This is a genomic window from Clostridium sp. BJN0001 (genome assembly GCF_022869825.1).
Classification (GTDB): Bacteria; Bacillota; Clostridia; order Clostridiales; family Clostridiaceae; genus Clostridium.
This window is the reverse complement of sequence record NZ_CP094971.1, coordinates 31295-45174: the sequence shown is the minus strand read 5'-3', so window position 1 is coordinate 45174 and position 13880 is coordinate 31295. Positions and strand designations below refer to the sequence as shown.

Below are 13880 nucleotides of genomic sequence, written 5' to 3'. Positions count from 1 at the left end.
TATTTGATGCTAAAAATGAATATATTCTTCAAAATCTTCAATGAAAATGAGGCTACTTCGTTACGGTTTATGATGATAAATATTCTGAATATTACAAAAAAATCCACAAATACCTTATTGATATTTGCAGATTTTACTTTTATCCAAGTTCAGTTTCATTAACAGCAAGCATTATTATGTCACTATCAATTGTATTCATATTTTTTGTATTGCCTATCATAAGGCTAGAATCACAGATTTTATTAACAATTCTAGGAACTCCGTTCGAAGCGTTAGCAATTGCTTCAAGAGCGGTATCATCAAAAATATCAGTATTACATTTAGCACCAGTAAGCTTTGCTAATATATAGTCTTTAGTTTCTGATTTTGTGAGATTATCTAAATTATAATTCATTGTTATACGTTGTCTTAAAGGCTCATTAGCAACTAGCCTCATGGTATTATTTAACTGAGGAAGCCCCACAAGAAGTACTATTGCACGATCTCTTGAATCCATGTCAAAATTAAAAAGCATTTTTAAATCATTAAGTATTCCATTACTTACATAATTAGCTTCATCAATAATTATTACAGGAGTTATACGTTTTTCAACTGAATATCTAGTTATTTCATTTTGGATAATTTTGAAATTATCAATTTTTCTGCACATTGGCTCTAGTCCAAGCTGGGCAGCCATATTTTTATAAAATTCTGCAACAGTAAGTGTAGAAAGGGAACTATAAATAACTTTATAAAGTGATGAATTAAGGCTATTAGACCAGTTTCTTATTATTGTATTTTTACCTCGCCCTGGACCTCCGGTCAGGATTCCGAAACCTTTATTATTAAGTAAATAATTAAGTCTACAAATAACTTCTTTATAGTCAGAAGTTTCTACTACTATTTCCTTAGAATTTTTTATAAACGGATTAAAATCCATTCCATATCTACTTATATAATCCATTATTCTTGACCTCCAGTAAGTTTTATTTTTTCCCTTTTTATAACAGAATTATCATGCTTATTTAAAAGCTTTATTTCTGTAAGTTCAGAAGTGTTTTTATCAACTACATAAATTTTGCTTAAATCAGGTGAATATCTTAGGGTTATTCTTTGTTTTGAGTATCTATAATCAACTTCATATTCTGTTTCATCTATCATAACTACGTTATCGGCTGATACTCTTCTTTCATATTCAAGTAAAAAGGAAGTTTCAATTTGTTCATCTGTAAGCCTTTTAATCATGTGAGATTCCTTGAAAAACCTGTCCTGTGGAGATAGTCCATCTAGAGAAGAATGTATATGCTGATTATAGCTATTAACATATGAAATAAGGCTTATCCTAAGTTCATCTAAATTATTAAAATCATTCATATTAAGCTGGGACATCCATTGATCTTTTAATGTACGAAACCACCTTTCAATTTTAGCTTTTGATTGTGGGGTATAGGGTGCACAATAACTAATAGTTGTACCTATTCTAGCTGCTAAAAGTTCCATTTGCTTGTTCTTATATGAAGCACCATTATCAAAGTTTAAGATTTTAGGTTTCCCGAATCGTGTAACAGCAGATTTTAAAACAGACATAAGATTTACAAAATTATCATTAAAAAATACATCTATTCCTGTTATGTATCTTGAAGCATCATCAATAAGTGCTATTATGTAAACGCGTTTCTTTTTACCATCTACCTTCAAATAAGGTCCAACGCTGCTGTCACCACACCATACTTCATTTATATGAGCACGCTCATATCTTTTCATATCTTTATTTTTAGAATATTTATTCTCAAGCTTAAGAACATTAACATACCTATTAATTGTTGAAAGTGAAATATCTCCTTTAACAATAGTTCCATTGTTAATAAGCTTTTGATAGATAAGTGTTGCTGGGATTCTTGGATATTCTTGTTTTAAATATTTAATCTGTTCTGTAATATCAGAATCTAATTTACGTGTTCTTCCAGTGTCGCATCGTTTTACAGGTATGAGTGCCTCAAAGCCCTTATTCTTGTAATTGTAATACCAACGTTCAAGAGTAGCAGCAGCTACCTTAGTATCTTCACCATCTGGAGTCTGATATACTTTGCCTGCGGCATCTCGGAAAAATTGTTTAACACTTTTATTTTCATCATAAGTACCACTTATCAGAGGAGCCAAGATTCCGTACCTGAAAAGTGCTATTTCTTTTCTAGTTTTTTCGTCCATATTTTGAAAAAGCCTCCTTTGTTTTATTACAATATAAGCTTATATCTACATAAATTAACAGTAAAACTAAGTTATGTGGTTTTACGAAAATAAAATATTATTGATGCATTTAATTTGCATAAATTGTCTTTTAAAGTTTTTTAAACATTGCTTTGAAATACTTAAATCTAATGAAATTTTAAATGAAGTAATACGTTCCTTCCAATGCTCTAGATATTGTTTTATTATATAAAAAATATTGCTTTCATCGATAAATTCATTAGCTATCATAATGGGTTCAAAAGAAGCTTTGGAATTATAAGCATTAATAATTGAAATATGATCACATAAAAGAATTTGAGAATAAGGTACAATACACTCTGGAAATATAGCATGAGTTTTATTGCAACATGTACACTTTGCTCTAAGAATTGTTATAGATATCTTGCCATCACTGTTTTTAACAGTTCTCTTGTAATAACCATGCTTTACAAGCTGCCCGGACCTTCCGCAGGAACAAGTAAGTTTGTGAAAATCTATGTCTTTAATAAATTTATCATAGGATTTTTGCGTTAATGACTTGATTTTTGAATCTAAATTAGATATGATTTTTGTATCATAAATATTAGTTATCATAGAATTTATGGTTAGCAGAGCAACAAAACTTTGGTCGGTGGTGTTGCTCTGCTTTTTTCCTTTCTAAGAATAATATAAAATAATAATATACTAAAAAAGGCAAGCATTAAATACTTTGACTAAAATTTAGTCATGCAAATAATGCTTGCTCTTTATTTATTTTGAAGATATTTAAATTTTTTAACATCATATAAAATGCTATTCTATAATATAGCTCTTTCTAAGAAAGGTAGTGTATCTAAAAGCATACTTTTATATCCAATTCTTTTAGCATCATTAATAATCATTTCTACCAACTTATTTGCAATTTTATGTCCACGAAATTTAGGTCTAACATATAATCTCTTCATTTCACAGTTTTCATCATCTATTTTTCTTAAACCAATACATCCCGCAAATTCATTTTCGACTTTTACTATATACAATCTACCATTTGGTAATCCATATTTATCTGATAAATGTTGAAGTTCAGAATCATAATTCTGCAATTCCAAGTATTTTGCAAAATCCGAGTCATTTTTAAGCAACATTTCTATATATTCTAAAAACAATTCTTTAATTTCTCTATTATTTTCATAAGCAAGTTTAATTTCTATTTCCATATTATAATTTCCTTTCGAATTTACTATTTATAAAACTCAAACATAAATTGGAATTTTAATTTTTTACTACAACTTCATTTGAAACTCAAGTTCAGTCAACCCTTCTCGCCATAAATTATTTGCTTTCTCTAATTTCTTTACAAAACCGACTCTTGTATACATGCTAATTGCTTTCTCTAAATCATTTGTTATATCCAAATAAACACTCTTATAGTTTTTCATTTTTACAAAATCAAGTGATTCCTCTAATAGTTTCTTACCAAGACCAATACTACGATAATGTGGGTCAATCAAAAACCATCGGAGTTGTGCACGTTCTCCACAACCTACAATACCAATACAACCTATTATAATTCCATTATGTTCTGCACACCATAAACAGTCGTTATCAGGATTATAATTGAGCCAAAACTTATAAAATGATTCAGCTACATATCCTTCAAAAGCAGTAGAATATTCATATTCTTCTCGATAAATCCATCCATGCATATATGTAATATACCCTATATCTCCAGGACGAATATCTGTGCGAATAGTAATGTCCTATAACTTAATATTTGCACCATTCGTTAAAATAGTTTCTATTGATGTCATATTCTGAACTAAACAATTCCTATCAGCTTCTGGCAATGACTTTATAATTTGAGCAATTTGTTCATCTGAACTATTATTTAAATCATCCATTTTTTCTTTTCCATCTGATGTAAGATATAAATATTGTACTCTACCATCTTTAGATGATTTTTCTTTCGTCAAAAAGCCCATTTTATAAAACTTTTTCAGTATTCTGCTTAAATATCCTGAGTCCATACACAAAATATCTGATAGCCTTCTAGACGTGCATTGCTCCGTTTTTTCAATTTCATGTAAGACACGTACTTCTGATAATGATAAGTCACTTTCTAAAATATGTTGGTCTAATAGACCTAATACATTTGTATAATAGCGATTGAATCTTCTAATAACACTAATACTTCGTTTAAGATTTTTATTCATAGCAAAATAACCTCCTACCACTTATAATGAAATTATAATAAAAAATGCTTGCTTTTGTCAATCATATTGTTTGACTTTATCAACTTATTTCTGATGTTTTTACTAATCATTATATTCAAATAAAACAAAACTCACCATATTACATTGAATATGGCAAGCTTTTTCCTTAACTTAGTATTCAATTTTAGTAAATTTATCACTCACGTATCATATAATTCATCCATGATTAACATAAACTTCTTATTCATTTGTAAAACTTTATTTTTATAAGTCTAAATTTTATTTTTTTCTACTGTTTTAAATGAAGTTATTAATAATTGAATTCCTATGACTGCAAAAAAGACACTAAAAATTTTACACAACATATCTTCACTAAGTATATTTGCACAATTTGCTCCAATAAGACTCCCAATAATGCCTCCAATAGCTAAATATATTCCAACTTTATAATTTATCAAACCATTTTTATGATGCTTTGCTGCACCTACAAAAGCTTTTGGAATAATAGCCGCTAATGCCGCTGCTTGAGCTATGTGTTGAGTAACAAAAAAGGAGGCTGAAAGATGGGCAACTGAAATTACTTCCCAAAAACATAAAGGTTATGTAGCTACAACTGAAAGCAATATATTATTTAAAGATTATTTAGTTGATAAATGGTTTTCTGAATATAAAGTACATCTTATATCTATGAATACCAAAAATGATTACATTAGTCGAATGAATACACACATAATCCCAATGTTAGGACATTATAAATTAACTGCATTAACCACATCAGTAATGCAAGAATTTTATAATAAGCTGATTAATGAGAAAAAAATTAAGGCTGTTTCTGCTAAAAAGGTTATGGATATTATAACTGGTTGTTTAAAGTATGCAAAAACAAGTAAATTAATTTATGAATTACCTACCGATATACAAAAGCAAAAACTAGAAAAACCTAAAATTAAGTATTGGACAAAAGATGAAGTTAATTTCTTTTTATCAGAAATACAAGACAATTATTTATATACACCTATATTTATAGATGTCCTTACGGGATTAAGAATCGGAGAATTATGTGGATTAAGATGGTGTGATATTGATTTAGAAAAAGCAACTATTACAGTTAATAATCAGCTTGTCCATGATAAGAGTTTAAAAGTTTTAATGTTAGCTGATTTAAAAACCTCATCAAGTTATAGAATTATTAGTATTCCTAAAGTATTAATAAGCCACTTAATAGAACTTAAAAAAAACCGAAATGCAGATAATTTAGATTATGTGGTACTTGATAAAAGTGGACAAAGGTATATACCTCGAAGTTTATCAATGAACTTTACTAAAAAAATTACTAAATATAAAAAATCAATTGACGATATAAAAAAAGAAAAAAGAAATATTTCAAAAGGCTATAAACATCTTAGTCAAATTTCATTTCATGGATTAAGACATACCCATGCTACAATATTAATATCTAGCGGTGAAAACATAAAGGTTGTGTCCGAAAGGCTAGGACATACTGATATAAGAATGACTTTAAATACATATACTCATGTAATGGAAAATATGAAAAGTAAAACTGCAAATTTATTAGATGATATTTTTGAATAAATCATCTAAAATTTTTTTATTCTTAAGTGTCCCCTTTTTGTCCCCTTATGACAAAACAAAAACGGCTCAACCCTCATAGTTAAGCCGTTTCTTCATTCAATCTGGTAGAGCGTGAAGGAATCGAACCCTCAACCCACCGTCCGTAGCGGTGTGTTATATCCGTTTAACTAACACTCCATAATACAGCTTTTATCATAGCACATAAAATTATATTAATCAAGTTCATTTGACTAACTACTTACTTTTGTAGTATATTGTACTTAGATGGAATACATATGTTTTTGCAAAAAACACATATGTTCGTTATATAAAAACAGAAATTAATAATCTAGGGAGGAATTTTTTTGAAAAATTTTACACTTATAAAACGTATAGCAATAGCACTAATACTCGGAATTTCACTTGGTCTTTTATGTAGAAATGCAAGTTTCGAATTCCCTATAAAATTATGCTCAACATTCGGAACATTGTTTGGAACATTTCTTTCCTTTGTAATTCCTCTAATAATAATAGCATTTATAGTTCCTGGAATAGCTTCACTTGGTAAAAAATCTGGTAGAGTCCTTTTGGGTACAACTATTCTTGCATATACATCAACAATAATAGCAGGAACTTTAGCATTCGTATTAGGTACAACTTTTCTTCCTAATTTAATAACAAATGCTTCGCTCGCTTCTGAATCATCATTTAATATTGATCCATATTTTAAAATAGATATTCCACCGATGTTAAATGTAATGTCAGCATTAGTTTTTGCTTTTATATTCGGAATAGGTCTTTCAAAAATAAAAAATAGTTCTCTTTTAAAGGGATTTGAAGAATTTAGTCAAGTAATTGCAATGATAATTAACAAAATTTTAATTCCTCTTGTTCCAGTATATATAGGAACAGTTTTTGCTAAACTAAGTATGACAGGCGAAATCTTTACAACATTAAAATCATTTGCAGCTGTTTATGTTATAATATTTTCCCTTCATATATTCTATATTATATTACAATATTCAGTTGCCGCTATATTTAGAAAAGAAAATCCATTTAAGAAAATTAAAACAATGATCCCTGCATATTTAACAGCAGTAGGTACTCAGTCTTCAGCTGCTACAATACCAGTTACACTTGAATGTACTAAAAATAATGATGTAAAGACAGAAGTTGCAGAACTCGTTATTCCTTTATGTGCAACTATACATCTTGCAGGAGATACAATAACACTTGTTCTTGCTTCTATGGGAGTTATGCTTCTCAGAGGAGATAATCCTACATTTGCAGTAATTATGCCATTTATATTTATGCTTGGTATAACAATGGTTGCTGCTCCAGGAGTTCCAGGTGGTGGAGTTATGGCAGCATTAGGACTTCTTGAAAGTATGCTTGGATTTGGTGATATAGAAAAACCTATAATGATTGCTCTTCATTCTGCACAAGATAGTTTTGGAACTGCAACTAACATAACAGGAGATGGTGCACTTGCTTTAATAATAGATTATTTTCTTAAAAGAAAAGAGAAAAAAATTGAAGCAGAATCTTCAGAAGATTTAGAAGCAGTAGCTGAATAATACAAAAAATAAATTTAACTTCTATATAATAAATAAGCTATTACACTAAACGCAACTAGTGTAATAGCTTATTTTTATTATTCAAGATTTAATTTATTTTTTAAAATATAATTTGTAATAATCCAATAAATTGCTGTTACTATTCCGATTGCAAGTATTATTCCCCAAAGAATTATGTGAGCACTAGTATTAGGATTGTTCTTTATAAATATACTTATATTATCACTAATATTTTCATCAAATATACCTATTATTTGTGAAATGAAGAGATATATATAGAAAATAAATCCAAGTCCTATATATGCACCAAAAGATGCTATTATTTTATGTGATACAAGATGTCCTATTGCTATAGCACTATATATTCTAAGTATAGATGATGCAACTACAATTATAAATAAAATAAGTGCTTCAGCAAAATAGAAAAACATATTTATACCAACATGCAAATACACTTCTTCTAATGCATAAGAGACTGAAGTAAAAAAATTTCTTACATGCCATCCAAAATCTGAAAAGTTAGAGAACATTAAAAGAACAGATATTATAGCTACAAACCCACTTGCTATAGTCCAAATTGATGATACTATAAGTTTTGCTGTAATATTATGCCATGTTTTTACAGGCAATGTATTCATTAAATATCCTTGATTTCCTAAAAGATTTTTATAAAAACGCTGTATTATTATTAGAAGCGTAATTACTATTGTAGTAACCATAGTACCAACATATGCACTCATAGTTATTACTTGAATTATTGCTGTATAACTGTGCATTATTGATTCTACAAGTTGATATGATATTAAAAATTTATTTAAAAATGCAAGTACTATAAGTGCTATATATGCAGGAATAAGCAGTCTTCCTGTCGCTTTAAATTCGTATTTTATAAGATTTTTTAACATTTAAATACCTCCCTAAATAAAGCATCAACGCTTTTCCCTTCTTTTTCTCTTATTTCATCTACACTTTTTTGAAGATATATTTCTCCATATGAAATAAAAATAACATCATCTAATATTCTTTCAATATCACTTATTAAGTGAGTAGATATTATTACAGTAGCATCTTTATCATAGTTATTTATTATAGTATTTAAAATGTAGTCTCTTGCAGCAGGATCAACTCCAGCAATAGGTTCATCTAGAAAATAAATTTGAGCACGTCTACTCATTACTAAAATAAGCTGTACTTTTTCCTTAGTTCCTTTTGACATTGTTTTTAATTTGTCTTCTGGATTTATATCTAAATTTTCAAGCATTTTATATGCTCTCTCTTTATCAAAATCCTTATAAAAATCACAAAAAAATTGAATTATTTCTCTGACTCTCATCCAGTCATTCAAATAAGTTCTTTCTGGAAGATATGATATTACTGACTTAGACTTAATGCCAGGTTCCTCTCCATTAATCAATATTTTTCCTGATGTAGGGGTAAGAAGCCCATTAGCAAGTTTAATAAGTGTACTTTTACCACTTCCATTTGGTCCTAAAAGTCCAACTATTTTACCTCTTGGAAACTTTAAATTTATCCCCTTTAATGCTTTTTTATTAGAAAATATTTTTTTTAAATTTTTACATTCAAGAATTGGTACTTCGTTATTATTTACATTATTATTTACATTTTCCATTTTCACATCTCCTTTAACATATCAGACACAAGAATACGTATATCTTCTTTAGAAAGACCTATGCTTTTCATTGTCTTAATAAACTTTCTTATCTCGCCTTCGGCCATGCTTTTTTTTACATTATTTATTATGTCTTTTTCTTTTGTTATATACCTACCTGTTGTACGAACACTAAATACAAGATTTTCCCTTTCAAGCTCTGTAAGTGCTTTTTGCATCGTATTAGGATTAACTGCTGCGTCATTTGCAAGTTCCCTGACTGTAGGAAGCTTATCCCCAGGCTTATATACTCCTGATATTATCTTTAGTTTAATATATGTCATAATTTGTTGGTATATTGGTTTATCTCCATTAAACTGCCATGTCATAAAGTCACTTCCTATTGAATTATTGTACTAATTACTTAATACAATATTATAATAATATAATAATATGTACTTGTCAACAGTAATATATATTTTTTATAAAAAAACTGCTGAACTTATATTAATAAATTCAGCAGTTTAAATCTTTCATTTATCTTGATTTTGATTTTATTATTTTTTTACTAAGTTTTAAAAATTCACTAAGTGCAGGCGAAATCCATTTATCTTTATGATATAAAACTTGTGAAATCACATGCAGTTTAGGTCCTGTCCAGTTAAGAGGAATAAGCCTTCCACTCTTTATCTCATCATCTACAGCAACTTCAGGAAGAAGTGTAATTCCAAGACCACTTATTGTAAGCTGCTTAATTGCCTGAACGCTTCCTGTTTCAAGAACTACATTAGGCTTTATATTACACTGAGTAAGAAGATTTTCAAATGCCGCTCTATAGCTGCATCCCATTTCAGTTAAAACAAGAGGTTCATCTACTATATCGTGTGGTGTAACTTCTAATTTATGTGCAAGAGGATGATCTTTATATGTAAGAAGAAGCATCGGCTCTTCTATTTCTACATCAGATATAAAATCTTCTGAATCAATTTTAACTCCAAGTGAAAATGCAACATCAATTACATTATTTCTAAGATAATGTCTAAAATCTGCACAACTTCCAAATTTCAAAGAAACTTCTACCTGAGGATACATTTTTCTATACTCTTTCAATATTTCAGGAAGCCTTATTACACAAAGAGATTCTGCAACACCTATTGTAATTGTACCTGACGGAACTTTATCATCAGAAAGTTCTGTCTTTATATCGTTTGATAATTTAAGTATCTGTTTAGCATAAGGAAGTATTTTTCTTCCTTCATGTGTAAGAGTAACATTTTTTCCTATTCTATCAAATAACTTTACACCAAGCTCTGTTTCTAAACTTTTAATCTGCGTAGTAACAGTTGATTGTGCATATCCAAGTTCATTTGCAGTATCTGTAAAGCTCTGAAGCTTTCCTATCGTAACAAAAGCTGTAAGTTCTCTAAAGTCCATATATTCATCTCCATTATCAAAAAAAATTGATACAAACAATAAAAATTATCAATTTTACTAATTTATAATTAAATGATATCATATAAACATAAATAAAGAAATAAATATTTGGGGTGATTTTATAATGGAAAAGAAACTAAAAGTTGGAGTAATAGGAGCCACAGGAATGGTAGGTCAAAGGTTAATAACTTTACTTGAAAACCATCCATGGTTTGAAGTTACTGCTTTAGCTGCAAGTAAAAGATCTGCAGGAGTACCTTATGAAAAGGCAGTAGACGGAAGATGGAAAATGGATTCTGATATACCAGAGACTGCTAAAAATATGGTAGTAATGGATGCAGATGATGTAGATGCAGTTTGTGAAAAGGTTGATTTTGTTTTCTGTGCAGTATCTTTAAATAAAGAAGATACAAAAAAGCTTGAAGAAAAATACGCAAAACATGAAACACCAGTTGTATCAAATAACTCTGCAAATAGAGGTGTAGAAGATGTTCCAATGATGATTCCTGAAATCAATTCAGATCATATGAAAGTAATTGAAACTCAGAAAAAGAGACTTGGTACAAAGAGAGGATTTATTGCAGTAAAACCAAATTGCTCAATACAAAGTTATGTTCCTGCAATTAATGCTTTAAAAGAATATGGTCCAAAGGTTATTTTAGCATGCACATATCAAGCAATATCAGGAGCAGGAAAAACTTTTAAAGAAATGCCTGAAATTCTTGATAATGTTATTCCTTATATTGGTGGTGAAGAAGAAAAAAGTGAAAAAGAACCACTTAAAATTTGGGGAACAGTTCAAGATGGAAAGATTGTAAATGCAACTAATCCAGTTATTACAACACAGTGTTTAAGAGTACCTGTAAGTAATGGACATATTGCAGCCGTATTTGTTAAATTCGATAAGAAGCCTTCAAAAGAAGAAATAATAAAGGCATGGGAAAATTACAAAGTACCAGAAATAGTTAAAAATCTTCCATCTTCACCAAAGAAATTTTTAAGATATATGCAGGAAGATAATAGACCTCAGCCAAAACTTGACCGTGATTATGAAAACGGAATGGGAATCAGCATGGGTAGATTAAGAGAAGATGTACTCTATGATTACAAATTCGTATGTTTATCACATAATACATTAAGAGGTGCAGCTGGCGGCGGAGTTTTATCCGCAGAACTTTTAACAGCAGCAGGATATATTAAAACTAAATAATTTAAAACAAAAGGGCCTGCATCAAAATGATTTTTAAAAATCATTTTGATGCAGGCCTTTTTATTTTTTATATAGAATTCTATTCAAGATATATATCAGAAAATTCGACATCTAAAATATCAACTTTATTTCTGCTTACTATTTTTTTATTATCATTTCCGTTAGAATCACTAAACTTAATTATTGGTAACGATACTATGAATTCTGATCCTACATTTTCCTTACTTTTTAATGCTATGTCACCACCATGAGCATTAACAAGATATCTAACTAAATCTAGACCTATTCCACTTCCACAAGCTTCACTTTCTTTGTTCTTTCTTGATTTTACAAATCTTGAAAAAATGTTTTTTTGCTCATCCTTAGGTATACCTATACCTTCATCTCTAACTGAGATACAAATATTATTGTTCTTTTTTAGAGCATTTATATAAATATTTCCATTCTTATTCGAAAATTTAATAGCATTTGATAAAAGGTTTACAATTATTCTATCAAGAGCCTCTACATCAACTGCCATTATACATTCCTCAACGTTAGTATCAAAAATAAGCGATATGTTTTTCTGCTTTGCATATTTATCAATTGCAGAAACATTCCATTCAATTATATTTATTATATCTACATTTACTTTTTTTAAATGATAATAATTACTTTCAAGTTTTGTTGCATCTATAAGATTATTAACAAGTTTTAATATCTTATAGCAGTTTCTTTTTATGCATGATAAATATTTCTCGGTATTTTTCCCCTCATTAAAATCCCCTCTATAACACTGAAGTACACTAAGTATTATATTTAATGGCGTTCTTAAATCATGTGATATGTTAAGAATAAAATCTTGTTTTTTCTTTTCTTTATCACAAACATTAATTACTTTGTCTATAAGTTCATCTTTTGATAATTTCTTTAGTTCTAATCTTAAGTTAATCTCTTCTTTTGAGTCCCTATAGTCTAAAACTTTATTATCCACCATTAATTTTTCTCCTTTAATTTATTAAATACAACCCTATATACTATAATATCATGTTCCTTTTTTTTCCACAAGTTTTTTTTATATTTTTATATAAATATTGACTTATTCCAAATAAAAGTGTATATTGTATTTATACAAAACACATGTGTATGTAATATAAATACAACTCGCAAATACTTAAAACTTAAAACTTAAAGAAAATGGTCTGAAGATAAATCTATCCTCAGACCATTTTCTTATTTAAATTTATTCTTTTTCCTTAAATTATTAATTAATTCTTGTTTTATATTAAAAAGTGAAAAACATACATACATAGTATTTCCAACTATAAATACTATATCCAAATTTACACCTAAATTAAAACATTCTAATATCGTAGTAATAATAAGTGGAAGTGTTGCTGCATATACCGAAATTGAAAATAACGCCATGTACTTCACAATCATCTTCATAAAAATGGCAATAAGATATGTAATGCATGCTACTATAATACAATTTAATATAAGCGATGCAAAAGTTTCTACTATAGTAAATACTAATGCCGAAGCCATAATTATAAGTTTACCGCTTTTAAACATTTTATTTGCTTTATCTGTACCTAAAGTAATATTATTAAGATAATTTTTATAATTAATTTTTTTATTAATTTTATCACTCTTTAATAATAATCCATCTTTTAAGAAAAATAAATTAACATTCTGATTTACTGATATAATTTTTATATTTTCTGAATCATCACAATTTATATTATTATCTAAATAAAGTAAAATATCTCTATTTTTTAATACTATCGGTGACTTAAGAGAACTTAAAGTTCCATCTTTTATATTTATATTATATTCATAATTACTTAATTTATTATAAAATAGATCTGCTTCGCTATTTATTCTATTTGCTAAGAATATACCTTTCACAGTTCCTAAAATTAAACATATACAAAATCCATATATTATAGTTTTTTTTAAGCCTTCCTGAATATATTCAGGAAAAAATCTCAAATCGTATATTGAAGTAATAAACTTTTTAAAAAAATCTGTCCTTCCTTTCATTAAACTCCTCCTTATGCTGTAAGACTTACTAAATTATATTACCACATAATCAA

At 28.3% G+C, this 13880-nt stretch carries 15 protein-coding genes and 1 tRNA gene; 3 read left to right on the top strand and 13 right to left on the bottom strand.

The genetic code is table 11. The annotated features are described in order from the left end of the window. Positions 1-139: 139 nt before the first annotated feature. The 6 genes from MTX53_RS00210 to MTX53_RS00185 all read right to left on the bottom strand — a co-directional run bounded on the left by MTX53_RS00210 (position 140) and on the right by MTX53_RS00185 (position 4400). Entirely contained in the window at positions 140-943 is an 804-nt protein-coding gene (locus MTX53_RS00210; RefSeq protein ID WP_244834184.1) for an AAA family ATPase, read from the bottom strand. Beyond that, positions 943-2187, bottom strand: coding sequence for a DDE-type integrase/transposase/recombinase (locus tag MTX53_RS00205; RefSeq protein ID WP_244833926.1), 1245 nt, complete (start codon positions 2185-2187; stop codon positions 943-945). The genes MTX53_RS00210 and MTX53_RS00205 overlap by 1 nt, the downstream gene beginning before the upstream one ends. 81 nt (positions 2188-2268) lie before the next feature. After that, positions 2269-2802: a DUF6431 domain-containing protein gene (locus MTX53_RS00200; RefSeq protein WP_244833335.1), complete on the bottom strand. Its 534-nt coding sequence runs from the start codon at positions 2800-2802 to the stop codon at positions 2269-2271. Positions 2803-3005: 203 nt separating this feature from the next. Beyond that, complete coding sequence (locus MTX53_RS00195; RefSeq protein ID WP_244834183.1) at positions 3006-3404, bottom strand: GNAT family N-acetyltransferase; 399 nt, start codon at positions 3402-3404, stop codon at positions 3006-3008. A gap of 66 nt (positions 3405-3470) precedes the next feature. Next, a complete protein-coding gene (locus tag MTX53_RS00190) occupies positions 3471-3893 on the bottom strand; it encodes a GNAT family N-acetyltransferase (RefSeq protein ID WP_244834182.1) in 423 nt (140 codons plus the stop codon). Between the two features lie 54 nt (positions 3894-3947). Beyond that, positions 3948-4400 carry a MarR family winged helix-turn-helix transcriptional regulator gene (locus MTX53_RS00185; protein WP_244834181.1) on the bottom strand — a complete coding sequence of 151 codons (453 nt, stop codon included), beginning with the start codon at positions 4398-4400 and terminating at the stop codon, positions 3948-3950. Positions 4401-5087: 687 nt separating this feature from the next. Here MTX53_RS00185 and MTX53_RS00180 point away from each other — a divergent pair. After that, positions 5088-5993 (top strand): site-specific integrase, encoded by a 906-nt coding sequence (locus tag MTX53_RS00180; protein WP_244834180.1) that lies wholly within the window; start codon positions 5088-5090, stop codon positions 5991-5993. A gap of 102 nt (positions 5994-6095) precedes the next feature. Here the strand turns inward: MTX53_RS00180 and MTX53_RS00175 are convergent. After that, positions 6096-6170 (bottom strand) — tRNA-Arg (locus tag MTX53_RS00175). Positions 6171-6337: 167 nt separating this feature from the next. Between MTX53_RS00175 and MTX53_RS00170 the strand changes: the two genes are divergently transcribed. Then, on the top strand, positions 6338-7549 hold the full coding sequence (locus MTX53_RS00170; RefSeq protein WP_244834179.1) for a dicarboxylate/amino acid:cation symporter: 1212 nt from the start codon (positions 6338-6340) through the stop codon (positions 7547-7549). Between the two features lie 77 nt (positions 7550-7626). Here MTX53_RS00170 and MTX53_RS00165 read toward each other — a convergent pair whose 3' ends face one another. From MTX53_RS00165 to MTX53_RS00150, 4 genes are all read right to left on the bottom strand, one after another. Continuing rightward, positions 7627-8454 carry an ABC transporter permease gene (locus MTX53_RS00165; RefSeq protein WP_244834178.1) on the bottom strand — a complete coding sequence of 276 codons (828 nt, stop codon included), beginning with the start codon at positions 8452-8454 and terminating at the stop codon, positions 7627-7629. Further along, complete coding sequence (locus MTX53_RS00160; RefSeq protein ID WP_244834177.1) at positions 8448-9179, bottom strand: ABC transporter ATP-binding protein; 732 nt, start codon at positions 9177-9179, stop codon at positions 8448-8450. Before MTX53_RS00160 ends, MTX53_RS00165 begins: the two co-directional genes overlap by 7 nt. Positions 9180-9181: 2 nt before the next feature. Further along, entirely contained in the window at positions 9182-9547 is a 366-nt protein-coding gene (locus MTX53_RS00155; protein ID WP_244834176.1) for a GntR family transcriptional regulator, read from the bottom strand. A gap of 148 nt (positions 9548-9695) precedes the next feature. Continuing rightward, positions 9696-10592, bottom strand: coding sequence for a LysR family transcriptional regulator (locus MTX53_RS00150; protein ID WP_244834175.1), 897 nt, complete (start codon positions 10590-10592; stop codon positions 9696-9698). 124 nt (positions 10593-10716) lie between these two features. Here MTX53_RS00150 and asd point away from each other — a divergent pair, with 124 nt between their 5' ends. After that, complete coding sequence (gene asd, locus MTX53_RS00145; protein WP_244834174.1) at positions 10717-11802, top strand: aspartate-semialdehyde dehydrogenase; 1086 nt, start codon at positions 10717-10719, stop codon at positions 11800-11802. 79 nt (positions 11803-11881) lie between these two features. Here asd and MTX53_RS00140 read toward each other — a convergent pair whose 3' ends face one another. Together MTX53_RS00140 and MTX53_RS00135 are read right to left on the bottom strand one after the other, a co-directional pair. Next, the gene (locus MTX53_RS00140) at positions 11882-12778 is read right to left on the bottom strand and encodes a HAMP domain-containing sensor histidine kinase (protein WP_244834173.1); all 897 of its coding nucleotides are present in this window, start codon (positions 12776-12778) and stop codon (positions 11882-11884) included. Positions 12779-13014: 236 nt separating this feature from the next. Next, positions 13015-13827: a DUF1189 family protein gene (locus MTX53_RS00135; protein WP_244834172.1), complete on the bottom strand. Its 813-nt coding sequence runs from the start codon at positions 13825-13827 to the stop codon at positions 13015-13017. Positions 13828-13880 lie beyond the last annotated feature (53 nt).

What these genes read in the sequence shown, in the direction of transcription:
- MTX53_RS00210 (WP_244834184.1), bottom strand. Translation starts at nt 943, where the DNA reads ATGGATTATATAAGTAGATATGGAATGGATTTTAATCCGTTTATAAAA.
- MTX53_RS00205 (WP_244833926.1), bottom strand. Translation starts at nt 2,187, where the DNA reads ATGGACGAAAAAACTAGAAAAGAAATAGCACTTTTCAGGTACGGAATC.
- MTX53_RS00200 (WP_244833335.1), bottom strand. Translation starts at nt 2,802, where the DNA reads ATGATAACTAATATTTATGATACAAAAATCATATCTAATTTAGATTCA.
- MTX53_RS00195 (WP_244834183.1), bottom strand. Translation starts at nt 3,404, where the DNA reads ATGGAAATAGAAATTAAACTTGCTTATGAAAATAATAGAGAAATTAAA.
- MTX53_RS00190 (WP_244834182.1), bottom strand. Translation starts at nt 3,893, where the DNA reads ATGCATGGATGGATTTATCGAGAAGAATATGAATATTCTACTGCTTTT.
- MTX53_RS00185 (WP_244834181.1), bottom strand. Translation starts at nt 4,400, where the DNA reads ATGAATAAAAATCTTAAACGAAGTATTAGTGTTATTAGAAGATTCAAT.
- MTX53_RS00180 (WP_244834180.1), top strand. Translation starts at nt 5,088, where the DNA reads ATGAATACCAAAAATGATTACATTAGTCGAATGAATACACACATAATC.
- MTX53_RS00165 (WP_244834178.1), bottom strand. Translation starts at nt 8,454, where the DNA reads ATGTTAAAAAATCTTATAAAATACGAATTTAAAGCGACAGGAAGACTG.
- MTX53_RS00160 (WP_244834177.1), bottom strand. Translation starts at nt 9,179, where the DNA reads ATGGAAAATGTAAATAATAATGTAAATAATAACGAAGTACCAATTCTT.
- MTX53_RS00155 (WP_244834176.1), bottom strand. Translation starts at nt 9,547, where the DNA reads ATGACATGGCAGTTTAATGGAGATAAACCAATATACCAACAAATTATG.
- MTX53_RS00150 (WP_244834175.1), bottom strand. Translation starts at nt 10,592, where the DNA reads ATGGACTTTAGAGAACTTACAGCTTTTGTTACGATAGGAAAGCTTCAG.
- asd (WP_244834174.1), top strand. Translation starts at nt 10,717, where the DNA reads ATGGAAAAGAAACTAAAAGTTGGAGTAATAGGAGCCACAGGAATGGTA.
- MTX53_RS00140 (WP_244834173.1), bottom strand. Translation starts at nt 12,778, where the DNA reads ATGGTGGATAATAAAGTTTTAGACTATAGGGACTCAAAAGAAGAGATT.
- MTX53_RS00135 (WP_244834172.1), bottom strand. Translation starts at nt 13,827, where the DNA reads ATGAAAGGAAGGACAGATTTTTTTAAAAAGTTTATTACTTCAATATAC.